At 60.5% G+C, this 23,141-nt stretch carries 26 protein-coding genes; 15 read left to right on the top strand and 11 right to left on the bottom strand.

Annotated elements, in window-relative coordinates; all coding sequences use genetic code 11:
- Positions 1-21: 21 nt before the first annotated feature.
- The 3 genes from ahpF to HX786_RS22835 form a co-directional block, all read right to left on the bottom strand.
- Entirely contained in the window at positions 22-1,587 is a 1,566-nt protein-coding gene (gene ahpF, locus HX786_RS22825; protein ID WP_178912625.1) for an alkyl hydroperoxide reductase subunit F, read from the bottom strand.
- A gap of 127 nt (positions 1,588-1,714) precedes the next feature.
- Positions 1,715-2,278, bottom strand: coding sequence for an alkyl hydroperoxide reductase subunit C (ahpC, locus tag HX786_RS22830; protein ID WP_003173835.1), 564 nt, complete (start codon positions 2,276-2,278; stop codon positions 1,715-1,717).
- A gap of 149 nt (positions 2,279-2,427) precedes the next feature.
- Complete coding sequence (locus tag HX786_RS22835) at positions 2,428-3,354, bottom strand: site-specific integrase (RefSeq protein WP_177067367.1); 927 nt, start codon at positions 3,352-3,354, stop codon at positions 2,428-2,430.
- A gap of 161 nt (positions 3,355-3,515) precedes the next feature.
- On the opposite strand from HX786_RS22835, the gene HX786_RS22840 reads away from it, so the two are divergent.
- Positions 3,516-4,523: a DNA-binding protein gene (locus HX786_RS22840; protein WP_178912626.1), complete on the top strand. Its 1,008-nt coding sequence runs from the start codon at positions 3,516-3,518 to the stop codon at positions 4,521-4,523.
- On the opposite strand, the gene gorA is transcribed toward HX786_RS22840, so the two are convergent.
- A complete protein-coding gene (gene gorA, locus HX786_RS22845; RefSeq protein WP_102369015.1) occupies positions 4,524-5,882 on the bottom strand; it encodes a glutathione-disulfide reductase in 1,359 nt (452 codons plus the stop codon).
- A gap of 56 nt (positions 5,883-5,938) precedes the next feature.
- Positions 5,939-8,077, bottom strand: a complete 2,139-nt coding sequence (locus tag HX786_RS22850) for a TonB-dependent siderophore receptor (protein WP_178912627.1) — start codon at positions 8,075-8,077, stop codon at positions 5,939-5,941.
- A 133-nt stretch (positions 8,078-8,210) separates the two neighbouring features.
- Here HX786_RS22850 and HX786_RS22855 point away from each other — a divergent pair, with 133 nt between their 5' ends.
- Positions 8,211-8,978 carry a helix-turn-helix domain-containing protein gene (locus HX786_RS22855; protein WP_177068955.1) on the top strand — a complete coding sequence of 256 codons (768 nt, stop codon included), beginning with the start codon at positions 8,211-8,213 and terminating at the stop codon, positions 8,976-8,978.
- A 55-nt stretch (positions 8,979-9,033) separates the two neighbouring features.
- On the opposite strand, the gene galU is transcribed toward HX786_RS22855, so the two are convergent.
- A complete protein-coding gene (gene galU / locus HX786_RS22860; RefSeq protein ID WP_003212579.1) occupies positions 9,034-9,873 on the bottom strand; it encodes a UTP--glucose-1-phosphate uridylyltransferase GalU in 840 nt (279 codons plus the stop codon).
- Between the two features lie 307 nt (positions 9,874-10,180).
- Between galU and HX786_RS22865 the strand changes: the two genes are divergently transcribed.
- On the top strand, positions 10,181-10,366 hold the full coding sequence (locus HX786_RS22865) for a hypothetical protein (protein WP_003212580.1): 186 nt from the start codon (positions 10,181-10,183) through the stop codon (positions 10,364-10,366).
- Between the two features lie 144 nt (positions 10,367-10,510).
- Entirely contained in the window at positions 10,511-10,795 is a 285-nt protein-coding gene (locus HX786_RS22870; RefSeq protein WP_003212581.1) for a hypothetical protein, read from the top strand.
- Here HX786_RS22870 and HX786_RS22875 read toward each other — a convergent pair whose 3' ends face one another.
- The 4 genes from HX786_RS22875 to HX786_RS22890 form a co-directional block, all read right to left on the bottom strand.
- On the bottom strand, positions 10,796-11,026 hold the full coding sequence (locus HX786_RS22875) for a hypothetical protein (RefSeq protein WP_003212582.1): 231 nt from the start codon (positions 11,024-11,026) through the stop codon (positions 10,796-10,798).
- A 63-nt stretch (positions 11,027-11,089) separates the two neighbouring features.
- Entirely contained in the window at positions 11,090-12,013 is a 924-nt protein-coding gene (locus HX786_RS22880) for a c-type cytochrome (RefSeq protein ID WP_178912628.1), read from the bottom strand.
- Complete coding sequence (locus HX786_RS22885; RefSeq protein ID WP_134326569.1) at positions 12,010-12,660, bottom strand: c-type cytochrome; 651 nt, start codon at positions 12,658-12,660, stop codon at positions 12,010-12,012. The genes HX786_RS22880 and HX786_RS22885 overlap by 4 nt, the downstream gene beginning before the upstream one ends.
- A 195-nt stretch (positions 12,661-12,855) precedes the next feature.
- Positions 12,856-13,206, bottom strand: a complete 351-nt coding sequence (locus HX786_RS22890) for a hypothetical protein (RefSeq protein WP_003212585.1) — start codon at positions 13,204-13,206, stop codon at positions 12,856-12,858.
- A gap of 212 nt (positions 13,207-13,418) precedes the next feature.
- On the opposite strand from HX786_RS22890, the gene HX786_RS22895 reads away from it, so the two are divergent.
- The 5 genes from HX786_RS22895 to ada all read left to right on the top strand — a co-directional run bounded on the left by HX786_RS22895 (position 13,419) and on the right by ada (position 16,504).
- Positions 13,419-13,721: a DUF1883 domain-containing protein gene (locus HX786_RS22895; RefSeq protein ID WP_003212586.1), complete on the top strand. Its 303-nt coding sequence runs from the start codon at positions 13,419-13,421 to the stop codon at positions 13,719-13,721.
- Positions 13,722-13,732: 11 nt separating this feature from the next.
- Positions 13,733-13,894 (top strand): hypothetical protein, encoded by a 162-nt coding sequence (locus HX786_RS22900; RefSeq protein WP_178912619.1) that lies wholly within the window; start codon positions 13,733-13,735, stop codon positions 13,892-13,894.
- 82 nt (positions 13,895-13,976) lie between these two features.
- The gene (locus HX786_RS22905; protein WP_008432503.1) at positions 13,977-14,693 is read left to right on the top strand and encodes a 2OG-Fe(II) oxygenase; all 717 of its coding nucleotides are present in this window, start codon (positions 13,977-13,979) and stop codon (positions 14,691-14,693) included.
- A complete protein-coding gene (gene alkB / locus HX786_RS22910) occupies positions 14,683-15,363 on the top strand; it encodes a DNA oxidative demethylase AlkB (RefSeq protein ID WP_177039942.1) in 681 nt (226 codons plus the stop codon). Before HX786_RS22905 ends, alkB begins: the two co-directional genes overlap by 11 nt.
- A 76-nt stretch (positions 15,364-15,439) precedes the next feature.
- Complete coding sequence (gene ada, locus HX786_RS22915) at positions 15,440-16,504, top strand: bifunctional DNA-binding transcriptional regulator/O6-methylguanine-DNA methyltransferase Ada (RefSeq protein ID WP_178912629.1); 1,065 nt, start codon at positions 15,440-15,442, stop codon at positions 16,502-16,504.
- 6 nt (positions 16,505-16,510) lie between these two features.
- On the opposite strand, the gene HX786_RS22920 is transcribed toward ada, so the two are convergent.
- Complete coding sequence (locus tag HX786_RS22920; protein WP_178912630.1) at positions 16,511-17,095, bottom strand: ABATE domain-containing protein; 585 nt, start codon at positions 17,093-17,095, stop codon at positions 16,511-16,513.
- A gap of 176 nt (positions 17,096-17,271) precedes the next feature.
- Between HX786_RS22920 and HX786_RS22925 the strand changes: the two genes are divergently transcribed.
- The 6 genes from HX786_RS22925 to HX786_RS22950 all read left to right on the top strand — a co-directional run bounded on the left by HX786_RS22925 (position 17,272) and on the right by HX786_RS22950 (position 23,098).
- Positions 17,272-18,150 (top strand): alpha/beta fold hydrolase, encoded by an 879-nt coding sequence (locus tag HX786_RS22925; protein WP_008432499.1) that lies wholly within the window; start codon positions 17,272-17,274, stop codon positions 18,148-18,150.
- A gap of 110 nt (positions 18,151-18,260) precedes the next feature.
- Positions 18,261-19,325 (top strand): nitronate monooxygenase family protein, encoded by a 1,065-nt coding sequence (locus HX786_RS22930; protein ID WP_177067372.1) that lies wholly within the window; start codon positions 18,261-18,263, stop codon positions 19,323-19,325.
- A gap of 119 nt (positions 19,326-19,444) precedes the next feature.
- A complete protein-coding gene (gene modA / locus HX786_RS22935) occupies positions 19,445-20,212 on the top strand; it encodes a molybdate ABC transporter substrate-binding protein (RefSeq protein ID WP_256344303.1) in 768 nt (255 codons plus the stop codon).
- Entirely contained in the window at positions 20,213-20,893 is a 681-nt protein-coding gene (modB, locus tag HX786_RS22940) for a molybdate ABC transporter permease subunit (protein ID WP_003212595.1), read from the top strand.
- Positions 20,893-21,978: a molybdenum ABC transporter ATP-binding protein gene (gene modC / locus HX786_RS22945; RefSeq protein WP_178912631.1), complete on the top strand. Its 1,086-nt coding sequence runs from the start codon at positions 20,893-20,895 to the stop codon at positions 21,976-21,978. Before modB ends, modC begins: the two co-directional genes overlap by 1 nt.
- Before the next feature lie 91 nt (positions 21,979-22,069).
- Positions 22,070-23,098 carry a DNA topoisomerase IB gene (locus HX786_RS22950; protein WP_003212597.1) on the top strand — a complete coding sequence of 343 codons (1,029 nt, stop codon included), beginning with the start codon at positions 22,070-22,072 and terminating at the stop codon, positions 23,096-23,098.
- Positions 23,099-23,141 lie beyond the last annotated feature (43 nt).

Consider the following 23,141-nt stretch of genomic DNA (forward strand, 5'->3'; position numbering starts at 1 on the left):
TTTTCATTTCCGGGCCGGAATTTACGCCGGGGCGGAAGTGCGGATCAGGTGATCGAAAGCACTCAGGGAAGCCTTGGCGCCCTCGCCTACTGCAATCACGATCTGCTTGTACGGCACAGTCGTTACGTCGCCGGCGGCAAAAACGCCTGGCAGCGAAGTCTCACCACGTGCATCGACGATGATCTCGCCACGTGGAGTCAACTCCACAGTGCCTTTGAGCCAGTCGGTGTTGGGCAGCAAACCGATCTGTACAAAGATGCCTTCCAGGTCGATAGTCTTGAATTCGCCACTGTCGCGATCCTTGTAGGCCAGGCCGGTAACTTTCTGGCCATCCCCCTTGACCTCACTGGTCAGCGCGCTGGTAATCACGTCAACGTTCGGCAGGCTGTACAGCTTGCGCTGCAACACGGCGTCGGCGCGCAACTTGCTGTCAAACTCAAGCAAGGTCACGTGGCTGACGATACCGGCCAGGTCGATGGCTGCTTCAACGCCGGAGTTACCGCCGCCGATCACCGCCACGCGCTTGCCCTTGAACAGCGGGCCGTCGCAGTGCGGGCAGAAGCACACGCCTTTGGCCTTGTATTCCTGCTCGCCCGGTACACCCATTTCACGCCAGCGGGCACCGGTGGCCAGGATCATGGTCTTGGACTTGAGGGTCGCACCGCTTTCGAAACGGATTTCGTGCAGCTCACCGTTGTTTTTCGCCGGGATCAGCGCAGTAGCACGCTGCAGGTTCATGATGTCCACGTCGTACTGACGCACGTGGGCTTCCAGGGCGCTGGCGAGTTTCGGCCCTTCGGTTTCCTGCACCGAGATAAAGTTCTCGATCGACATGGTGTCCAGCACCTGCCCGCCGAAGCGCTCGGCTGCAACACCGGTACGGATGCCTTTACGTGCAGCGTAGATAGCCGCTGCCGAACCCGCTGGGCCACCGCCGACGACAAGTACGTCGAACGCATCTTTGGCGCTGATTTTCTCGGCGGCTTTTTCGATACCGCTGGTGTCGAGCTTGGCGAGGATTTCTTCCAAGCCCATGCGGCCCTGGCCGAAGTTCACACCATTCAAGTAAACGCTGGGCACGGCCATGATCTGACGATCATCGACTTCTGCCTGGAACAGCGCACCGTCGATGGCGACGTGGCGGATGTTCGGGTTCAATACTGCCATCAGGTTCAGCGCCTGGACCACGTCCGGGCAGTTCTGGCACGACAGCGAGAAGTAAGTCTCGAAGCTGAACTCGCCTTTAAGGGCGCGAATCTGTTCAATCACTTCGACACTGGCCTTCGAGGGGTGGCCGCCGACTTGCAGCAGCGCCAACACCAGCGAAGTGAATTCATGGCCCATTGGGATGCCGGCAAAACGCAGGCTGATATCGGCACCCGGGCGGTTGATGGAGAACGATGGCTTGCGCGCATCATTGCCATCGCTTTTCAGGGTAATCAGCGTCGAAAGGCTGGCTACATCCTGCAAGAGGGCAAGCATTTCCTGAGATTTCGCACCGTCATCGAGGGAGGCGACGATCTCGATCGGCTGGGTGACCCGTTCCAGGTATGACTTCAACTGAGCTTTAAGATTGGCGTCCAACATACGGGCGATTTCCTATTAATTCGGTTTATTGCAGACAAAAAAACGCCCGAGCGAATCTCGCCCGGGCGTTTCGAGGGCGGATGCAGCTTACTTAGGTGCGGTAACCCGCCCTTGGCATTTCACAGACTTAGATCTTGCCGACCAGGTCCAGGGACGGAGCCAGAGTGGCCTCGCCTTCTTTCCACTTGGCTGGGCAGACTTCGCCCGGGTGAGCAGCAACGTACTGGGCCGCCTTGATTTTGCGCAGCAGCTCGGAAGCGTCACGGCCAACGCCGCCATCGTTCAGTTCAACGATTTTGATCTGGCCTTCAGGGTTGATCACGAAGGTGCCACGGTCTGCCAGGCCAGCTTCTTCGATCAGCACGTCGAAGTTGCGGGAGATGGTCAGGGTCGGGTCGCCGATCATGGTGTACTGGATTTTGCCAATGGCTGGCGAGGTGTTGTGCCAGGCAGCGTGGGCAAAGTGGGTGTCGGTGGAAACGCTGTAGATTTCGACGCCCAGTTTCTGGAATTCGGCGTAGTTGTCAGCCAGGTCTTCCAGTTCGGTTGGGCAGACGAAGGTGAAGTCGGCTGGGTAGAAGAAGACGACAGACCATTTGCCTTTCAGGTCAGCATCAGTCACGTCTACGAAGTTGCCGTTTTTGTAGGCGGTAGCTTTGAACGGTTTTACTTGGCTGTTGATGATAGGCATCGTTGACTCTCCGTCAGGTTTGTAGAAGGGCTTAGTAAGTTGATGAGGTGAATCCTACCCACTCTCCCGGCCGATGGCTCATTGGCAAACCTGATGCTGACGATTGGTTTTCACTATCAAGAGACTGTATTAATAGAAGAAACCTTGAATCACTCGAGGGATGCTCGGGTCATGCCGAGAAAGGGCGTCGCTTCAACATAGCGCATGGCCGATTTCATGTCTTTCCAGCCGACGTAAGTCATCAACGACTTCAAGTCCCAGCCACTGCGATGAGCCCAGGTAGCGAAGCCCCGGCGCAGGGAGTGGCTGGTGTACTGATCGGCCGCAATCCCGGCGCGCTCCAGCGCCTGGCGCAATAGCGGGATCACGCTGTTGGCGTGCAAGCCCTCCTCGCCCAGGTTGCCCCAGCGATCAATGCCACGAAACACCGGGCCGCGTACCAGCGCTGAAGCGCTGAGCCATTCGCCGTAGGCCTGCACCGGGCACAGCCGCAACAGCGCCGGCGTCTGGTACGTGCGGCCGATATTTTCCCGATCGCTTTTGCTGCGCGGTAGATACAGGGTGATGCCCGAACCGGGCACCGCCTGCACGTGCTCGATATTCAACCGGCATAACTCATCACTGCGAAAGCCACGCCAGAAACCCAGCAGGATCAACGCTGCGTCACGCTTGGCCCGCAGCCATCGGGGATGGTCTTCTGCGCCTCGGGCGTCGTGGCCTTCCTGTTCGAGGAACTGGATGACCTGCTCCAGGTGCTGCAGCTGTAATGGCTCCGCCTGTTTTTCCTGAGCCGGGTGCAGGGCGCGAATGCCTTTCAGGACTTTGCGCACCACTGGCGCCTTGGTCGGATCAGGAAACCCCTGGCTGGTGTGCCACTGGGCCAGCGCCGATAAACGCAGCTTCAACGTGTTGACCGACAGCACGCCCGCATGCGCCACCAGATAGCGCGCCACGCTGTCGCTGGTCGCCGGCAGGAATCCACCCCAATTCACCTCGAAATGCTCGATTGCCGCTCGATAGCTGCGGCGGGTGTTATCGCGGGTGGCCGCATTCAGATAACGGTCCAGCTCACTCATGCCCGTACTGCCATTGGCTGTTGTCCATTTCAAAACCTGTATCACACGGGATAATACGCCAATATCCCATCTGATAAATCATCAATTTCGGCTTTAAAACAATCGTGATATAGTACGTATATACATGCTACGTACCACAGTACTAAATCGACGGAGACTCCATGGCTCGCGGCGGCATCAATAAAGCAGTAGTTCAAACGGCACGCCTGGCAATCCTTGCCCGTGGCGAAAACCCGAGCATCGATGCAGTACGCATCGAGATGGGCAATACCGGCTCGAAAACCACGATTCACCGCTATCTGAAGGAGCTGGACGAAAGCGAAACCCGCCAGACCATCACCGAAGCGCCCATTGACGACGAACTGGGTGAACTGGTGGCGCGACTGGCCCAGCGCCTGAAGGAGAAGGCCCAGGAGCCTATCGACCTGGCCCTGGCGCAGTTCCAGCAACAGAAAACCGCCCTGCTCGCCCAGGTAGAGGAGCTGGAAGCGGCCCACTCCCAGCTCAAGCAGCAGTTCGATATCCAGTCCGCCGCCCTGGCCGATGAAAGCGCGGCCTTGCAAAGCACTCGCTCCAGCCTGCAAACCGAGCAAACCCGCAACGCCGGGCTGAGCCAGGCGTGCAGCGATTACGAGTTGCGGATCAACGACAAGGACGAGCAGATTCGCTCACTGGAAGAGAAGCACCTGCATGCCCGGGACGCCCTGGAGCATTACCGCAATGCGATCAAGGACCAGCGTGAGCAGGAACAGCGTCGCCATGAAGGCCAGTTGCAGCAGGTCCAGGCAGAGCTGCGCCAGGCCCAGCAGAGCGCGATGGTGCGCCAGGATGAAATCACTCAGTTGCACCGCGATAATGAGCGCCTGCTGATCGAGCATCGGGTGACCGTGAAGGAATTGAGCGCACTGCAGGAACAGGCTCGCCAGGACCGTGAACAGCAGCGTCAATTAAGCGAACAAGTGAGTGTGATCGACAGCGAGCGCACCCTACTGCAGGAACGCTTGCGGGTTGCCCAACTGGAGAATCAGGCGCGCCAGGAAGCGCTGGCCGAGCATCAGAAGGCCAACAAAACCCTGGAACTGGACCTGGTCAAGGCCCAGGCCAGTATTGATGCGCTGCGCCTGGCAGCCGTCGTTGCGACGGTGCCGGAAGCAACTACCGACGGCTGATTACTGCGCCACTGGCGTGCGCATGGTGACGAATTCTTCCGCCGCCGTTGGGTGCACGCCGATGGTTTCATCGAAATGCTGCTTGGTCGCGCCCGCCTTGAGCGCGATCGCCAAGCCCTGCACGATCTCGCCAGCGTCGGGGCCGACCATGTGGCAACCCAGGACCTTGTCGGTCTCGGCGTCGACCACCAGCTTCATCAAGGTCTTTTCCTGGCAGTCGGTCAGGGTCAGTTTCATCGGCCGGAAGCGGCTTTCGAACACCTGCACCTTGTGCCCGTCTTCACGGGCCTGCTCTTCGCTGAGGCCCACGGTGCCGATATTCGGCAGGCTGAACACCGCCGTCGGGATCATCGCGTAGTCCACCGGACGATATTGCTCAGGCTTGAACAAGCGACGTGCCACGGCCATGCCTTCAGCCAGGGCCACTGGCGTCAGTTGCACGCGGCCGATCACATCACCAATCGCCAGGATCGACGGTTCGGCGGTCTGGTACAGCTCATCCACTTCGACAAAGCCGCGCTTGTCCAACTTGACGCCAGTGTTTTCCAGCCCCAGGTTATCGAGCATCGGGCGTCGGCCAGTGGCGTAGAACACGCAATCGGCTTCCAGCACGCGGCCATCTTTCAAGGTGGCCTTGAGGCTGCCATCGGCCTGCTTGTCGATACGCTCGATGTCGGCGTTGAACTGCAGGTCCAGGCCGCGCTTGGTCAGCTCCTCCTTCAAGTGCGTGCGCACCGAGCCGTCAAAACCGCGCAGGAACAGGTCGCCGCGATACAGCAGCGAAGTCTGTGCGCCCAGGCCATGGAAAATCCCGGCGAACTCGACGGCGATATAACCACCGCCGACTACCAGCACACGCTTGGGCAGCTCCTTGAGGAAGAACGCCTCATTGGAGCCAATGGCGTGCTCGCGCCCCGGGATGTCCGGGATCTGCGGCCAGCCACCGGTGGCCACCAGAATGTGCTTGGCGGTAAAACGCTCGCCGTTGATTTCTACCTGGTGCGGGTCCACCAGCCGCGCATGCCCTTCGTGCAGGGTCACGCCGCTGTTGACCAGCAGGTTGCGGTAGATGCCATTGAGACGGTTGATTTCACGATCCTTGTTGGCGATCAGGGTCGCCCAATCGAAGTTCGCTTCACCCAGGGACCAGCCAAAACCGCTGGCCTGCTCGAAGTCTTCGGCGAAATGCGCGCCGTACACCAACAGTTTCTTCGGTACGCAGCCCACATTCACGCAGGTACCGCCCAGGTAGCGGCTTTCAGCCACCGCCACTTTGGCGCCAAAACCCGCAGCGAATCGTGCAGCGCGCACACCGCCGGAACCGGCACCAATTACATAAAGGTCAAAATCGTAGGCCATTTCACTCTCCTCGGCAGGACAACAGCATACCTGCTGCCGCGCCAGAGGTCAGCGCCTTACCAGCGATACGTCGCGCTGGCCTGCAACGAACGGGTTGCGCCCCAGTAGCAAAGGAAACCGTTGCTGCAGTAGGCCAGGTATTCCTTGTTGAACAGGTTGCTGGCGTTGAGGGCCAGGCGCCAGTTCTGCACGTCATAGTGCGCCGCGGCATCAAACAGCGTGCGCGATGACACCTCCAGCGTGTTGTCGGCGCTGCCGTAGCTCGGCCCGAAGTAGCGCGCACCCGCCGCGAAACCGACGCCCTGCAGCGGGCCGTCGTGGAAGGTGTAGTCCGCCCACAGCGAGGCACTCTTGCCCGGGATGCCGGTCGGGTGTTCGCCCTGGTCGCCGTCATTGGATTTGAGGATGCGCTGGTCCATCCAGGTGTAAAAACCGATCAGGCTGAGGTTCGAGGTGACCTCGGCATGGGCTTCCAGCTCGATGCCGCGGGAGCGGATTTCGCCTTTCTGGGTGGCAAAATTAGGGTCGACATCGTCGGTGGTCAGGACGTTTTGCTGACGCAGGTCGAACACTGCCGCGCTGTACAGGCTGCGGGAGCCCACAGGCTGGTATTTAACGCCGGCTTCGTACTGCTTGCCGGTGGTCGGCACAAATGTCGCGCCCAGCCGGTCAGTGCCCAGTTGCGGCTGGAACGATTCGCTGTAGCTGACATACGGCGCAACGCCGTTATCAAACACGTAGCTCAGGCCCGAACGCCAGGTGAGTTTCTCGTCGTGCTGGCGCGTGTTGCTCAGGTTGGCGCCAGTCAACGCGCTGTCCTGATTGTCGTAGGTACGCGCCCAGTCTTGCCGCACACCGATCAGCCAGCGCCAATGGTCGAAGCTGAGCTGGTCCTGCAGGTACACGCCAAACTGGCTCTGGGTGGTGTATTGGTTGATGGACACCGGCACCCTCGGCAAGGCGCTGAAGTCGGGGTTGTAGATATTGATCGCACTCGGGAAATACTGACCGCCCCGGTTGATGGTCTGCAACAGCCGCTGGAAGTCCGCCCCCATCAGCACAGTGTGCTTGACCGGGCCGGTGCTGAAGTCGGACTGCAACTGGTTATCAAGGGCGAACTGGCCAAGGTGCTCATGATTGACGTTGGCCCACAGCGGCGCGGTGGCAAGGTTGGCGTCCAGCGGCCCGGTGAGGGAAGTCTGGTAGTAGTCGACGTCATCATGCATATAGCGCAGGTGCTGGCGAAAGCTCCAGGTGTCGTTGAGCCGGTGGCTGAACGCGTAGCCCAGGGAAAACTGATTGCGCTTGAAGCGATCGCGGTCCGGGTCGCCCAGGTAATCATCGGGGCGCAAGCGCCCATTCGGGTTGTGCAGCGCGGTGCCATACGCGGGTACCGGGTTGAACAGCCCACCTTCCGGGTCGTATTGATAGTTGGCCAGCAGGGTCAGGCTGGTGTCGTCGTCGATGTTCCAGGTGATGGCCGGCGCGATGGCGATGCGCTGGTCCTTGATGTGATCGGTCTGGGTATCGGCCATGCGGCCCAGCCCGGTCAGCCGATAGGTCACATCGCCCTGCTCGTCCAGGCGCCCGCCAAAATCGAAGCCGGCCTGATAGCGGTTGTCATTGCCCACGCTCATTTGCAACACGTGCAGTGGCTCATCCGTCGGCCGCTTGCTCTGCATGTCCACCAGGCCGCCCGGCCCGCTCTGGCCGTACAGCACGGAAGCTGGCCCGCGCAGCACGTCGATGCGCTCCAGAAACCAAGGGTCGACCCGAGGCGTAGCGAACCAGGTCGTGCGATTGAGCTTGAGCCCGTCGAGGTAGGAGTCGGCATCGAAGCCGCGAATGCTTAACTGGTCAAACCGCAGGTCGTTATCCTGGGAGTAAACCCCTGGTGTGTAGCGCAATGCCTGGTCGACGGTTTGCGCCGCCTGGTCATCCATCTGCTGGCGGCTGACCACCGAGATCGATTGCGGCGTCTCCACGATCGGCGCGCCGGTTTTGGTGCCCACGGTGGTGTTGCGCGCCACATAGCCTGGCACCACGCCCTCTGCCGGCTCGGCCTCGGCGGCTGTCACCGCGGTGTCCTTCAACACGATGGGCGCGTCATCGGCCCACACAACAGGAGCAAGCGCCAACACCACCAGCGCCAGCCTGGAAAGGTAAAACGGAGGAGAAGACAACGCACCGGACATGACGATTCCTTGAAAAATCTTTTTGTTAATCGTTCTTATTTAATATTGAATCGCGTTAAAGATCCGGTCATTCTTCTACGCGCACGGGTCAATTAATGACCGTTCCAACCTACATCTCAGGAATCATTCTTGATTGGACAACATCTGGCGTAAACGCTTTGGGGCGCCCGCTCGCAGCACCAGCGAGGAATTACGGGTTCGGGCCCATGACTATGTCGATGGCGCACGGGAGATTTGGCACAGCCATGAATATGGCCAACTGGTGCACGCCACCCAAGGCGTGATCCGGGTGTTGACCCGCATGGGCGCCTGGACCGTCCCGCCGGCATACGGCTTTTGGATTGCGCCGGGTGTCGACCATGAATTGCACATGGTCGGTGAGGTTGCGATGCGCGCACTGTACGTGGAAAGCGATCAATTACCCACGGCGTGGCAATCCTGCCGATTGATCAGGGTAGAGCCGCTGCTGCGGGAGCTGATTCTGGGCATGCTCGCACCCGACGCCCACACTGCCCTGCTCACGCCATTGCTGCTGCACCAGTTGATATCCGCGACTCAAACCGAAGGCTGCAGCCTGCCATTGCCCCGGGACAAACGCCTGCTCAGTGTGTGTGAAATGCTTCTGGAAGACCCGGCGAACCCGGCCACCCTGGAAGACTGGAGTGAATCCATCGGCGCCAGCGTGCGCACCCTGCGCCGGCGGTTTCGGGATGAAACCGGGCTGAGCTTCAACCAATGGCGCCAGCAGCTACGGATTGCCGAAGCCGTTTGCCAGTTAGCCCAGGGCCGACCATTGGGGGCTATTGCACGGGACATGGGCTATGCCAACGGCAATGCGTTTGGTGCAATGTTCAAGCGGGTACTGGGCGAAGCCCCCAGCCGCTATTTGGGCAAGGCATAAAAAAACCTGCGGTCTTTCGACTCGCAGGCTTTTTCAACGGGCTGGCAACGATGAATCAGTAAGCCTTGCCAGTCTTGTAGAAGTGCTCGTAGCAGAAGTTGGTCGCTTCGATGTAGCCTTCGGCGCCACCGCAGTCAAAACGACGACCCTTGAACTTGTAGGCAATCACGCAACCGTCTTTTGCCTGCTTCAGCAGGGCGTCGGTGATCTGGATCTCGCCACCCTTGCCTGGCTCGGTTTCTTCGATCAGCTTGAAGATGTCAGGGGTCAGGATGTAGCGGCCGATGATCGCCAGGTTCGACGGAGCATCTTCCGGCGCTGGCTTTTCAACCATGTCGCGTACGCGGATCAGGCCATCACCGATATCGTCGCCGGCAATCACGCCGTACTTGTTGGTTTCCTGAGGATCGACCTCTTGAACCGCGACGATGGTGCAACGGTACTTCTGGTACAGCTTGACCATCTGGGTCAGGACGCCGTCGCCTTCCAGGTTTACACACAGGTCATCGGCCAGTACCACGGCGAACGGTTCGTCACCGATCAGCGGACGACCGGTCAGGATCGCGTGACCCAGGCCTTTCATTTGGGTCTGGCGGGTGTAGGAGAACGAGCACTCGTCGAGCAGCTTACGGATGCCGACCAGGTATTTTTCCTTGTCGGTGCCCTTGATCTGGTTTTCCAGCTCGTAGCTGATGTCGAAGTGGTCTTCCAGGGCGCGTTTGCCACGGCCGGTCACGATCGAGATTTCGTTCAGGCCGGCATCCAGTGCTTCTTCCACGCCATACTGGATCAGTGGCTTGTTCACCACCGGCAGCATTTCTTTGGGCATGGCCTTGGTCGCTGGCAGGAAGCGAGTGCCGTAACCGGCTGCTGGGAACAAGCATTTCTTGATCATATGAGTCCTTACAAAGGGCTGTGCGTACGAAATTCGGCGCAGTCTAATCAGGCCGCAGTCACCTTACAATGGGTCCTGCTGGCGTTGCGATGTCAACATAGAGAAAAAATGTCGGCGTAAGTTCCGCCGGCATTCAATCAAGTACCTTCGCCGCTGTTAGAAATCGTCGGCTTGTGCCCGTCATTCAAAGGGCTCCAACCTTTTTAGCATGCTTTATGGCGATCGGCACTGACCTGCAACAACTTGCGCCGCCCCACGCCGTTTGGCGCTATCATTACGCCCTTGAACCAGACAACGAGATTGATAGATGTCAGAACCAAAAGGCGTGAACGGCTACCTGATCACCAAGCGAGCGGACGGCTGGCACTTGATCAACTTCCATGGCGACAGCGTTGCCGGCGCATTCGCGACCGAAGCTCAAGCCTGTGCCGTGGCCGAAGTGTTTGTGGATGAGGCCGGCCACGCGTCGAGCAAGCGTCCGAAAACCAAGTAACACCGCGGTAACGCCAATCAAGCCTCGTTTGACGGGGCTTTTTTGTGTTTGTCTGTACGTTGATGGCGGTTCGCTATAATCTCGCCTGTAACGCCCCACGACAGTGTCAGCGCTCCCCTCCAACACCCTGATGACGACTCCTACATGAACAAGATCCTGGCACTGATTGCGGTACTGGCGCTTACCGGTGGCTGCACCACCACTTCCGACACGGTCCTGAAGAACGGCGAACAAGGACTGGCCATCGACTGCTCCGGCGAAGCCAACTCCTGGGCCAGCTGTTATGAAAAGGCTGATGCGTCCTGCGCGGGCACCGGCTACCGGATTGTCGGCACCGAAGGCACACCGGCCCTGAAAGAAAGCGACAAGACCCTGGGCAAGGATGTCGGCAACTACAAGACCCGCAGCGTGACGGTGGTCTGCAAATAATTACATGTGAATTTCGGCGAACTTGATGCCCAGGCCGCGAATGGTCTCGATCAAGTCGTCCAGGCGGGAGAAGGATTCGACTTCATCCTGGTCATCCACCAGGAAGTAACTGCGACCGCCGCTCTTCTTGAAGAACACGATCCACTCGCCCGTATCCGCGGGATTTTGAATCACATGGGTCGCAGAAATATGCCCCCCTGCATGCTGTTCCCTGACTTGCTCACGTTTCATGACTGAGTTTCCGAAAAGACAATGCCGCTGATTCAGCGGCATTTTTTATGGGTTATCGACAGTTTAACGGATGCCTTGCCCGATCAGTACGCCATCGACCGTCTGCCCGTAAAGATTGACGCCGTCATTGGCGTGGAACTTCACCCGGGTTTTCTCCACGGAGCCGTCCACGAGGCGCGGGTCCTGAGGACGCTCGTGACGGTTGACGTAGGCCGCCACGTCCCAGGCTTGCTGGTCGGTCACGCTGCCGCCCTGGCCCAGGGGCATGTTGTGCTTGATGAAGGACGCTGCCGTATTGATTCGATGCATCCCGGCGCCCCAGTTGTAGGAGTCTTTACCCCAGAGCGGCGGCATCACGTAGTTGTCGCCCACTTTCTGGCCCTGGCCTTCGGCGCCATGGCACACCGCGCACTGGCCCTTGTAGACCTCTGCGCCCTGGGCCAGGTCGTAACCCTTGGCGGGTGCCGGCACGTCCGGGTAGCCACGGCCCGGCAGTTCGACGCCCAAGGGAGCCTTGCTCGCCAGCCAGTAGGCATATACCGACAGCGCGGTAATCTCCGGGCTGTCTGCAGCCGGTGGCGTGCCGCCATTCATGCTGAACTGGAAACAGCCCTGCAAACGCTCGGCGAAGGTGTTGACCTTGTCGTTCTTTTTTCGATACGCCGGGTACATCGGGTAGGCACCCCACAGCGGCGCCGAATTGGCCAGGCGACCCTGGTCCAGGTGGCAATTGCTGCAATTGAGGCCATTACCGACAAATTGCGGCGCCAGGCGCTTGGTGTCGACAAACAGCGCGTAGCCCTGTTTCACCAGCTTGCCGTAGGCGTTGTCCGGCAGCTCGCTTTCTTTGGGCGGCTGGAACTGCACGGCAGCCCCATGAGCGCCGGCTGGCTGCAACTGTGACTGGTCTTCCATGGCAATAGGGGCGGCATGGACGGGTACGCCGATCAGGCTTCCCAGCAGCGGAGCAAACAAGAAGCGCTTCATGGCTTGGCCTCCTGGCCGCTCAACGAGGCAAAATAGGTGGCCACGGCCTGCACTTCTTCAGCGCTGAGGGATTTGGCGATATGGCCCATCAGATCATTCGGATCGTTATGGCGCGTGCCGCTGCGCCAGGCGTTCAACTGCGCCGCGAGGTAGGCCGCAGATTGTCCGGCCAGGGGTGGAAACCCGTCGCCGACGCCCACGCCGGCCGGGCCATGACAGCTGACACAGGCCGGAATCTGGCGCTCCCACGCACCTTGCAGGGCAATCTTTTGCGCAGCGTCAGTAGGCATCTCGCTGCGGTGCACCGGCACAGGTGCGGGCGCAGGCATTGCCGCCAGCTGCCGGGTTACAGCGCTGACTTCCTCTTCCGTGAGGGCGTTGGCCAGCGGTTGCATCACCGGGCTGTTACGGGCGCCACTTTTAAAATCCTGCAGCTGCTTACGCAAATACACCGCCGATAAACCGGCCAAACGCGGAAAACCCGCGGCTGCCAGCCCCAGGCCATCAGCCCCGTGGCAGGCCACGCACGGCGCAGCTCCCGGCTGCGAGCCGCCCTGCATATAAACGTTTTTCCCCTCCAGCGCGTGGGCATTGCCCAACATCAGCAACAACGCGCTACCCATCAGAACTCGTTCCAGAGACATCATCACGACTCCATTTTTATAGTTATATGCTTAGGCGAATTAGGCATAAGCCTACAAATGGTAGGGCAATGGCCCGGTCGCGACAACACTCATCCGCGAGCAAAAGGACGGTGTACTGAACCTCGCGCACAAAAAAGCCCGACGCTGCGGCAGCAGGGTCGGGCTTCTTGATCGGATTCGAGGTGGGCGGCTAAAGACTCAGCCGGAAATGCACGCTTCCCCCGCAGCCTTCACGTCACCTGGACGAATAGGCACATTGGACATGCTCTCGTAGAGCTTGATACTGCTCCCGCTGGAGCGCTCTTCAATTTCAAAAATGGCCGACGGGTCGGCAGAAAACTTCTGCGGTACGATAACTTGAACACCATCCTTGTGAGGCTCGATCTGCGAAGGCCTGCGGGTTTTAGACAATTTCTGGACAACGCACGCCGCGTATTCCTGTGGTTTTTTCCCGGAGATCACTGCCAGCGTTGGTGGGGTCTGCTTGATATCCGCCACCGAAGCACATCCACCCAACGCCAGGGCCAGAACCAACACACTCCACTTCATATAAAAACCTCCGATAAAGACCCTACGACAGCGAAGAAGGTATTTTTCTCCCGCCCACGTAGGATTTATCCCTGATAACTCGGTAAATAACTGTTTTAAATTGTCGAAGTCGTCGACGACGGTCCGATAATAAACGTGCTGGGGCTGATAAACTCCATCTTAACCTACGTATCGTTCTGATTTTTCAGAAAAAGCCCTTCTGGAGACACCTTATGAAATTCATCCACCAGCGTGAGCACCTCAATGAAGGAGATATTGTCGTCATTGAATGCTCGCAAACCTGCAACATCCGCCTGATGAGCGATGCCAACTTTCGCAGCTTCAAGAACGGCGGCCGCCATACTTACCACGGCGGCGCGTTCGACAAGTTCCCGGCAAAAATCACTGCGCCCAGCACCGGGTTCTGGAACATCACCCTGGACGTCGTGACCCGCCGCGCCATCAGCGTGACCAAAAAGCCGACCTTGTCCCACAAGATCCGCATTGTGCGCCGCACCAATTCGAAACTGAGCTGACAGGAATGCCCGTGACTACCAAATATGTGATCAAGTACAAACTCAACGGTGAGCGCCGCTTCGAGTTCGCCCAACTGCAAGCAGGCAGCGTGGTGGAAGCAAAGGAAGCCCTGGCGAAAATCCACGATGCCAGCGATGAGATTACCGACATCAATGTGAGCAAGGCGCTGTAATTCGAGCGCAAGCATCGGAGTGTTCTGACCCTGACGACTTTCTAGACTGGCAGCCCTAATGCGCTGCCACAGGAACTTGTCGATGCCTTCCACTCCACTGCATGAACGCCTGGCCAAGCTGGACTGGGCCGCCATCGAGCAAGCCCTCGATGAACAGGGTAACGCACTGATTCCGGCCCTGCTGGATCAGCAGGAATGCGCTGAACTGAGCGGCCACTACCCCCGACCCGAACTGTTTCGCTCCCATGTGATGATGGCCAGGCACGGCTTTGGCCGGGGCGAATACAAATATTTCCGCTACCCGCTGCCAGCGCCGATCTGCGCGCTGCGTGAACAGCTGTATGGGTTCCTGGCGCCCCAGGCCAATCGCTGGAACGAACAGATGAACCTGCCGATCACCTATCCGGCGCACCATGCCGACTTCATTGCCCGCTGCCACGCTGCCGGGCAGCAACGCCCTACCCCGCTATTGCTGCAATACGGCCCAGGCGACTACAACTGCCTGCATCAGGATCTGTACGGGGAACATGTGTTTCCCCTACAAGTAGCCATCCTGTTGTCGCAGCCGGGAGAGGACTTTCGTGGCGGGGAGTTGGTGCTGACGGAGCAGCGGCCAAGAATGCAATCCCGGGCTCAGGTTGTCCCTCTCAACCAGGGTGACGCGGTAATCTTCGCGGTCAATCAGCGACCCATGCCGAGTGTGAGGGGGTTTCATCGGGTGACCTTGCGCCATGGGGTCAGTGTTCTGCACAGTGGTACCCGGCATACCTTGGGAGTGATTTTTCACGATGCGCAGTAAGACCCTTCCCGGATCAACCGCCGATTTATTCGCCGATGAGGCGCTGCAACAGCCCCCGGGGCGCGAGCAAATCGGTGAACAATCCTACGTCCTCAGGGGCTATGCCCTGCCCTGGCTCGAGCGTTTGCTACCGGAGCTGCGACAGGTATTGGCTCAGTCGCCCTTCCGGCAAATGGTCACGCCCGGTGGTTTTACCATGTCGGCGGCGTTAAGCAGTTGCGGTGAATTGGGCTGGACGACCGACTCCACCGGTTATCGCTACTCCCCGATTGACCCGAATAACCAACAACCCTGGCCAGCCCTGCCGGCCGCATTGCGCGAACTGGCCATGATGGCCGCAGCAGATGCAGGTTTCGACGATTTCGAGCCGGATGCCTGTCTGATCAACCGCTATGTGCCAGGCGCGAAAATGTCCCTGCACCAGGACAAGAACGAGCGGCGCTATGCGGCCCCGGTGGTCTCCGTGTCATTGGGTTTACCGGCGATCTTCCTGTTCGGCGGCCATGAGCGCAGCGACAAGACGCAAAAAGTCTCGCTGTTCCATGGCGACGTAGTGGTATGGGGCGGCGTGGACCGCCTGCGCTTTCACGGCGTGATGCCGATCAAGCCCGGCACGCATCCGGTCATGGGGCCGCAGCGCATCAACCTGACGTTTCGCACGGCCGGATGAATTTGACCGCAAGCATCGGAGTGATGGGAATGCCCCACGGGACTAACCTGGCATTCTTCAACCAGGAGCCACCACCATGACCGCGCGCCACGCCACCGAACAAGACCCGCGCTGGGCCGCGATTGTCGCCCGTGACGCCAAGGCCGACTTGACCTTCGTCTATGGTGTGAAAACCACCGGTGTGTACTGCCGCCCCAGCAGTTCCGCGCGGCGGCCGCGCCCGGAGAACGTCGAGTTCTTCGACACCCCGCAACAGGCTGAAGCGGCGGGCTACCGGCCCAACAAGCGCGCGTCGGGGGACCAGACCCAGGTGGCCGCACGCCATGCGCAACTGGTGGCAGCGGCCTGTCGGTACATCGAACAGGCCGAAACCCTGCCGCCCCTTGAAGATCTGGCCGCCCTCGCCGGCTTGAGCCCGTTCCATTTTCATCGGGTGTTCAAGGCGGTGACCGGCCTGACGCCCAAGCGCTACGGCAGCGCTCATCGCTCGCGCAAGGTACGGGACGGCCTCAAGGACCAGCACTCGGTGACCAATGCGCTGTACGACGCCGGCTTCAATTCCAACAGCCGCTTTTATGAGGCTGCCGACCAATTGCTCGGCATGAAGCCCCGCGACTACAAAGCCGGCGGCACCAACACGGATATTCGCTTTGCCGTTGGCCAATGCTCATTGGGCGCCATTCTGGTGGCCCAGAGCAATCGCGGTGTGTGCGCGATCCTGCTGGGGGATGACCCGGACAAACTGGTGCGCGACCTGCAGGACCAGTTTCCCCGCGCCAATCTGCTGGGTGCCGATCACGACTTCGAACAATTGATCGCCCAGGTGGTGGGCTTTATCGAAGCGCCGGCCCTGGGCCTGGACTTGCCCCTGGACTTGCGCGGCACTGCGTTTCAGGAACGCGTGTGGCAAGCCTTGCGGGAAATCCCGGTGGGGTGCACCGCCAGCTACGCCGAGATCGCCCAGCGCATCGGCGCGCCGACCGCCTATCGCGCCGTGGCCCAGGCGTGTGGTGCCAACAGCCTGGCGGTGGCGATTCCCTGCCATCGCGTGGTGCGCGCCGACGGCAATCTGTCGGGCTACCGCTGGGGTGTCGAGCGCAAGCGGCAGTTGCTGGAGCGCGAAAGCCCGGCAGAATCCTGAGGACGTCTACACCAGTTTGCGCTTGCGAAACTCGGCCACCTTATGCCGATTGCCACACAGCGCCATGCTGCACCAGCGGCGCCTGTGGCCCTTGGTGCGGTCGTAGAACCACAGCACGCACTCGGGATGTTCGCAGGTGCGGACCAGGCCGAAATCCCCTTCCACCAGTAACGTCGCGGCGACTTCGGCAATCGGCGCCAGGAACTGCTCGGCAGTCTGCACCTTGCGCTGGCGCTCCAGCCGCAACTCGCCAGGCGCCGGCCAAGCCAGTTGCGGGTGACTGACCGCCTTGCGCAGGAGCGCATTCAGCGCGCCGGGATCGCCCTGCTGGCCGGCCTTGCGCTGCTCCAGTAACACGCGGATCACTTCCCGCAATCCCCGCGCCGCGCCCAGCAGTGCCCCCTCCTCAAATACCGGTACTGCGCCCTCCTCGGCCCAGCCAAGCCGCACCAGCCAGCGCTCGACATCGGCATCGCCTTGCCAGAATTCAAAGGGCACACCGTCGACATTCGCCCGGGTATTGAGCATGTCCAGCACGGGATGATCAGCCAGGACGTAGGGTTCCAATGGGGATGGGGTGATGGCGGGCATGGCAAATCCTCTTCAAGTCCGCGCCATCGTAACCGCTGATTTCGCTTTTGAATAGTTACTAAATTCGCCGATCCGTAACCCATTAAATTAATTTGACAGGTTACATTTTCAAGCGCAGCCTGCAAAACCAGTAACCCAACAAATCAATTTAACCAGTTACAAAGAGGACTACTATCATGTCGATTTCAGCCCCGGTTGTTCGCTATCAGCACGTTGATGCCGATGGTGTGCGCATTTTCTACCGTGAAGCCGGCGACCCGTCCGCGCCGGTGTTGCTGCTGCTGCATGGCTTTCCCAGTTCGTCCCATATGTACCGTGACCTGATCCCGCTGCTTGCCACCCGCTACCGGATCATCGCCCCGGACTTGCCAGGCTTCGGCTTCACCGAAGTCCCCGCCGAACGCAATTACCACTACAGCTTCGATAACCTGGCGATCACCGTTGGCCACTTCGTCGAGGCCCTGAACCTCAGTCGCTATGCCCTCTATGTGTTCGACTATGGCGCACCGGTGGGCCTGCGCCTCGCCGTGGCCCACCCGGAACGGGTCAGCGCGCTGATATCACAAAACGGCAATGCCTACCTGGAAGGTTTGGGTGACGCCTGGGATCCGATCCGGGCCTACTGGGCCGAGCCGAGCCAGGCCAATCGCGAGGTGATCCGCAACGCGGTCATCAGCCTGGAAGGCACGCGTTATCAGTACCTGCATGGCGTGTCGCAACCGGAGCTGGTGGCGCCGGAGTCCTACATGCTCGACGTGCTCCTGATGCAGCGTCCCGGCAATGACGAGATCCAGTTGGACCTGTTCCTCGACTACCGCAACAACCTGACGCTGTACCCGGCGTTCCAGGCGTTTTTCAAGGCCACCCAAGTGCCGGCGCTGGTGATCTGGGGCCAGAACGATCCCTTCTTCATCCCGCCGGGCGCCCATGCCTACAAAGGCGACAACCCCAATGCCGTGGTGGAATTACTCGACACCGGCCACTTCGCCCTGGAAACCCACGCCGCGCATATTGCCCAACGGATTCATGCAGTACTGGGTGACGCCATCAACTGATAACCGCCCATGAAACACTGGATTCGTCCAGTGAATAATACAGACTGGCCTGGTGCTGCCTGGCCCTGCTAAAACGACGGAACAGCATTCCACCGTTGGAGAAGCGTCCCATGAGCACCTGGCCAGACACCCGAATTCTTGACCTGCTGGGCATCGAGTTACCGATCATTCAGGCGCCCATGGCCAATGCAACGAGCACGGCCATGGTGATCGCGGCCAATCAGGCCGGCGCCCTCGGTTCGATGCCGGCGGCGGCGCTCAGCATCGAGCAACTGCGCGAAGCACTCACCACGATTCGCCAGGCCAGTTCGCGGCCGCTGAACGTAAATTTCTTCTGCCATCAGCCACCGACGCCGGATGCTCACCGCGACCTTCAGTGGAAGAACCTGCTGGAAACCTACTACCGCGAGCTGGGCGCCGATTTTGACGCGCCGACGCCCGTCTCCAACCGCGCACCGTTCAACAACGCCGCCTGTGAAGTGGTGGAAGAATTCCGCCCGGAAGTGGTGAGCTTTCACTTCGGCCTGCCGGAAAAATCCCTGCTGGACCGGGTCAAGGCCACCGGGGCGAAAGTGCTGTCGTCGGCTACCACCGTCGAAGAAGCCATCTGGCTGGAACAGCACGGCTGCGATGCAATCATCGCCATGGGCAACGAAGCCGGTGGCCATCGCGGGATGTTCCTCAGCGACGACCTGAATAGCCAGATCGGCACCATGGCGCTGGTGCCACAGGTTGTCGATGCCGTGCGCGTGCCGGTGATTGCGGCCGGCGGCATCGGGGATGCCAGGGGCATTGTCGCGGCCTTCGCCCTTGGCGCGTCAGCGGTGCAGATTGGCACCGCGTACCTGTTTACCCCCGAGGCCACCGTCTCGAAGTCACACCACCACGCCTTGCGCACTGCCCAGGCCAGTGAAACCGCGCTGACCAACCTGTTCACCGGGCGCCCGGCGCGGGGCATCATCAACCGCGTAATGCGTGAGTTGGGCGCGATCAACCCCACGGCGCCGGCGTTCCCGCTGTCCGGCGGTGCGTTGATGCCGCTCAAGGCCAAGGACGAAGCCGGCTTCAGCAACTTGTGGTCGGGCCAGGCGCTGCGCCTCGGCAAAGACATCTCCAGCTATGACCTGACGCTGCAACTGGCCGCGCAAACCCTGGAAAAACTCGGCCGACGCTGAACCTGAACTCCCGGGACAACTTTGCGCTGTACCGGCAGTGGCCAACCGCTATATATTCCCATACATAGCGGTAGCCCCCTTCTGCCTATAACAAGCCGCAAACCCCAAGGAGCTTCTTGATGATGATTCGCGCCTCACGCCTGGCCCCCACGGCCCTCGCTACCCTGATCGCCGCGTTTGGCTTCTCCTCGGCGAATGCCGATGAAGTACAGGTGGCCGTGGCTGCCAACTTCACCGCACCGATCCAGGCGATTGCCGCCGACTTTGAAAAAGACACCGGCCATAAACTGGTCGCTGCCTACGGCGCTACCGGCCAGTTCTACACCCAGATCAAGAACGGCGCGCCGTTTGAAGTGTTCCTCAGCGCCGACGACACCACCCCGCAGAAGCTCGAAGCCGAAGGCGACACCGTCAAGGGCTCGCGCTTCACCTACGCGGTCGGCACCCTGGCGCTATGGTCGGCCAAGGAAGGCTACGTCGATGGCAAGGGCGAAGTGCTGAAGAAAAACCAGTTCCAGCACCTGTCCATCGCCAACCCGAAAGCCGCGCCTTATGGCCTGGCCGCCACCCAGGTGCTGGCGAAGGAAGGCCTGACCGAGAAGGTCAAGGACAAGCTCGTTGAAGGCCAGAACATCACCCAGGCCTATCAATTCGTCTCCACCGGCAACGCCGAACTGGGTTTTGTAGCGCTGTCGCAGATCTACAAGGACGGCAAAGTCACCAGCGGTTCGGCCTGGATCGTACCGTCGTCGATGCATGACCCGATCAAGCAGGACGCGGTAATCCTCAACAAGGGCAAGGACAGCGCCGCCGCCAAGGCCCTGGTTGAATACCTGAAAGGTCCGAAAGCCGCCGCGGTGATCAAGTCCTACGGTTACGAGCTGTAAATGCCGCTGTCGAGTGCCGATTTTTCCGCGATCTGGTTGACCCTGAAACTGGCATCGCTGACCACGGTCATCCTGCTGATCATCGGCACTCCGATAGCCCTCTGGCTGTCGCGCACCCGCTCGTGGTGGCGCGGCCCCATTGGCGCGGTGGTGGCCTTGCCGTTGGTGTTGCCACCCACGGTGATCGGCTTCTACCTTCTGCTGACCATGGGCCCCAACGGCTACTTCGGCCAGTTCACCCAATGGCTGGGCCTGGGCACCCTGACCTTCAGCTTCGCCGGGCTGGTGATTGGCTCGGTGATCTATTCGATGCCGTTTGTGGTGCAGCCGTTGCAAAACGCCTTCTCCGCCATTGGCACTCGCCCGCTGGAAGTGGCCGCGACCTTGCGGGCCAATCCCTGGGACACCTTTTTCACGGTGATCCTGCCCCTGGCGCGCCCAGGGTTTATCACCGCGTCGATTCTCGGTTTTGCCCACACCGTCGGCGAGTTCGGCGTGGTACTGATGATCGGCGGCAATATTCCCAACAAGACCCGGGTCGTCTCGGTGCAGATCTACGACCACGTCGAAGCCATGGAATATGCCCAGGCCCACTGGCTGGCCGGGTCCATGGTGGTGTTTTCTTTCCTGGTGTTGCTGGCGCTCTACTCCAGCCGTAAAACCAAGGCGGGCTGGAGCTGATGTCGATGATCGAGGTACGCCTGCAACTGAAGTATTCCGGGTTTGCCCTGGACGTCGACCTGCACCTGCCCGGTCGCGGGGTGACGGCGCTGTACGGCCATTCCGGCTCCGGCAAGACCACCTGCCTGCGTTGCATCGCCGGGCTGGAGCGGGCTGAAGAGGGTTTCGTGCAGATCAACGACGAGGTCTGGCAAGACAGCCGCAAAGGACTGTTCGTGCCACCCCACAAACGCGCCCTGGGCTACGTGTTTCAAGAAGCCAGCCTGTTCCCGCATTTGTCGGTACTGGCCAACCTGGAGTTCGGCCTCAAGCGCATCCCGCGCCAGCAACGCCGGGTGGAGATGAGCCACGCCACCGAACTATTGGGCATCGGCCACCTGCTGGACCGCCATCCGCAGCACCTTTCCGGCGGTGAGCGCCAGCGCATCGGCATCGCCCGCGCCCTGCTCACCAGCCCGAGCCTGTTGCTGATGGATGAACCGTTGGCCGCGCTGGACAGCAAACGCAAAAGCGAGATCCTGCCGTATCTCGAACGCCTGCATGACGAACTGGAGATTCCGGTGCTGTACGTCAGCCATGCCCAGGACGAAGTGGCGCGCCTGGCCGATCACATCGTGTTGCTCAGCGACGGCAAGGCCCTGGCCAGCGGTCCCATCGGCGAAACCCTGGCCCGGCTGGACCTGCCCATGGCGCTGGGCGACGACGCCGGCGTGGTGATCAACGGAACGGTCTGCGCCTACGACGCGCACTACCAGTTGCTCACCCTGCAATTGCCCGCGAGCCAATTGCAGATGCGCGTGGCCCATGCACCATTGGCGCTGGGCAAACAGTTGCGTTTCAAGATCCAGGCGCGGGACGTCAGCTTGAGCCTGCAGGCCGAGGAACACAGCAGCATCCTCAATCGCCTGCCGGTGACGGTGACCCAGGAAATCCCGGCGGACAACGCAGCCCACGTGCTGGTAAGCCTGGACGCCGCCGGCACGCCGCTGCTGGCGCGCATCACCCGTTACTCGCGGGACCAGTTGCAGCTGCATCCCGGCCAGACGCTGTGGGCGCAAATCAAGGCGGTGGCGGTACTGGCCTGACTGCCCGACAGCTGCTACGGGGGAGCAAACTTGTTGGCACGACCGCAAAACCCTGCGGTCAATCAGAAATACCTGCCAAGGAATTTGCGCCATGCCCGATCCTGCGTTGCTTGCCGACCTGCCCCGCGACCTGCATTACGTCGACGATACCCAACCCGGCCTGTCCCGGAAAAAGCTGCGGGGCAAATTCCAGTACTTCAAGGCCGACGGCACGCGCATAACCGATGCCGACGAAATCAAACGCATCAACGCACTGGCAGTGCCGCCGGCCTATACCGATGTGTGGATCTGCGCCGACCCGCGCGGCCATCTGCAGGCCACCGGGCGGGATGCCCGGGGGCGCAAGCAGTACCGCTACCACCCGCGCTGGCGCGAGGTGCGCGACACCGACAAATACTCCCGGCTGCAACAGTTCGGCAGCGCGCTGCCCAAGTTGCGCAAACAGTTGGAAGCACAGATCGAGGCGCCAGGGTTCAATCGGGAAAAGGTCCTGGCCACGGTGGTGCTGCTGCTCGACGCCACCCTGATCCGCGTCGGCAATACCCAATATGCCCGCGACAACCGCTCCTACGGCCTGACCACCCTGCGCACCCGCCATGTGGATATCAAGGGCAGTGAGATCCTGTTCCAGTTTCGCGGCAAGAGCGGCATCGAGCACCAGATCAGCGTCAAGGACCGGCGCCTGGCCACGGTGATCAAGCGTTGCCTGGAGTTGCCGGGGCAGAACCTGTTCCAGTACCTGGACGAGAACGGCGAGCGCCATACCGTCAGTTCCACCGATGTGAATGCCTACCTGCACACCCTGACCGGCGCGGATTTTACCGCCAAGGACTACCGCACCTGGGCCGGCAGCGCCCTGGCGCTGGCAGTGCTGCGCGAGCTTGAGTGGCAGCCGGAATCCGACGCCAAGAAACATGTGGTGGAGATGGTCAAGAACGTTGCCAAGCAACTGGGCAACACCCCGGCGGTGTGCCGCAAGTGCTACATCCACCCGGCGGTGCTGGAGCATTTCAGCCTGGGCGAACTGGCGAAACTGCCCAAGCCCCGAGTGCGCAAAGGCTTGAAGGCCGAGGAAGTCGGGCTGGCGATGTTTCTGGAGCAACTGGCCGAACGCCTGTAAGTGCGCCAAGTCATTGCAGCGGAGCACGAAGCGCCCTACGGTA

The sequence above is a fragment of the Pseudomonas sp. 21615526 genome (assembly GCF_013386245.1).
Lineage (GTDB): Bacteria > Pseudomonadota > Gammaproteobacteria > Pseudomonadales > Pseudomonadaceae > Aquipseudomonas.

Bases quoted from the DNA above. Each gene is read 5' to 3' on its own strand.
- ahpF (WP_178912625.1), bottom strand. From the start codon at position 1,587: ATGTTGGACGCCAATCTTAAAGCTCAGTTGAAGTCATACCTGGAACGG.
- ahpC (WP_003173835.1), bottom strand. From the start codon at position 2,278: ATGCCTATCATCAACAGCCAAGTAAAACCGTTCAAAGCTACCGCCTAC.
- HX786_RS22835 (WP_177067367.1), bottom strand. From the start codon at position 3,354: ATGAGTGAGCTGGACCGTTATCTGAATGCGGCCACCCGCGATAACACC.
- HX786_RS22840 (WP_178912626.1), top strand. From the start codon at position 3,516: ATGGCTCGCGGCGGCATCAATAAAGCAGTAGTTCAAACGGCACGCCTG.
- gorA (WP_102369015.1), bottom strand. From the start codon at position 5,882: ATGGCCTACGATTTTGACCTTTATGTAATTGGTGCCGGTTCCGGCGGT.
- HX786_RS22850 (WP_178912627.1), bottom strand. From the start codon at position 8,077: ATGTCCGGTGCGTTGTCTTCTCCTCCGTTTTACCTTTCCAGGCTGGCG.
- galU (WP_003212579.1), bottom strand. From the start codon at position 9,873: ATGATCAAGAAATGCTTGTTCCCAGCAGCCGGTTACGGCACTCGCTTC.
- HX786_RS22865 (WP_003212580.1), top strand. From the start codon at position 10,181: ATGTCAGAACCAAAAGGCGTGAACGGCTACCTGATCACCAAGCGAGCG.
- HX786_RS22870 (WP_003212581.1), top strand. From the start codon at position 10,511: ATGAACAAGATCCTGGCACTGATTGCGGTACTGGCGCTTACCGGTGGC.
- HX786_RS22875 (WP_003212582.1), bottom strand. From the start codon at position 11,026: ATGAAACGTGAGCAAGTCAGGGAACAGCATGCAGGGGGGCATATTTCT.
- HX786_RS22880 (WP_178912628.1), bottom strand. From the start codon at position 12,013: ATGAAGCGCTTCTTGTTTGCTCCGCTGCTGGGAAGCCTGATCGGCGTA.
- HX786_RS22885 (WP_134326569.1), bottom strand. From the start codon at position 12,660: ATGATGTCTCTGGAACGAGTTCTGATGGGTAGCGCGTTGTTGCTGATG.
- HX786_RS22890 (WP_003212585.1), bottom strand. From the start codon at position 13,206: ATGAAGTGGAGTGTGTTGGTTCTGGCCCTGGCGTTGGGTGGATGTGCT.
- HX786_RS22895 (WP_003212586.1), top strand. From the start codon at position 13,419: ATGAAATTCATCCACCAGCGTGAGCACCTCAATGAAGGAGATATTGTC.
- HX786_RS22905 (WP_008432503.1), top strand. From the start codon at position 13,977: ATGCCTTCCACTCCACTGCATGAACGCCTGGCCAAGCTGGACTGGGCC.
- alkB (WP_177039942.1), top strand. From the start codon at position 14,683: ATGCGCAGTAAGACCCTTCCCGGATCAACCGCCGATTTATTCGCCGAT.
- ada (WP_178912629.1), top strand. From the start codon at position 15,440: ATGACCGCGCGCCACGCCACCGAACAAGACCCGCGCTGGGCCGCGATT.
- HX786_RS22920 (WP_178912630.1), bottom strand. From the start codon at position 17,095: ATGCCCGCCATCACCCCATCCCCATTGGAACCCTACGTCCTGGCTGAT.
- HX786_RS22925 (WP_008432499.1), top strand. From the start codon at position 17,272: ATGTCGATTTCAGCCCCGGTTGTTCGCTATCAGCACGTTGATGCCGAT.
- HX786_RS22930 (WP_177067372.1), top strand. From the start codon at position 18,261: ATGAGCACCTGGCCAGACACCCGAATTCTTGACCTGCTGGGCATCGAG.
- modA (WP_256344303.1), top strand. From the start codon at position 19,445: ATGATGATTCGCGCCTCACGCCTGGCCCCCACGGCCCTCGCTACCCTG.
- modB (WP_003212595.1), top strand. From the start codon at position 20,213: ATGCCGCTGTCGAGTGCCGATTTTTCCGCGATCTGGTTGACCCTGAAA.
- modC (WP_178912631.1), top strand. From the start codon at position 20,893: ATGTCGATGATCGAGGTACGCCTGCAACTGAAGTATTCCGGGTTTGCC.
- HX786_RS22950 (WP_003212597.1), top strand. From the start codon at position 22,070: ATGCCCGATCCTGCGTTGCTTGCCGACCTGCCCCGCGACCTGCATTAC.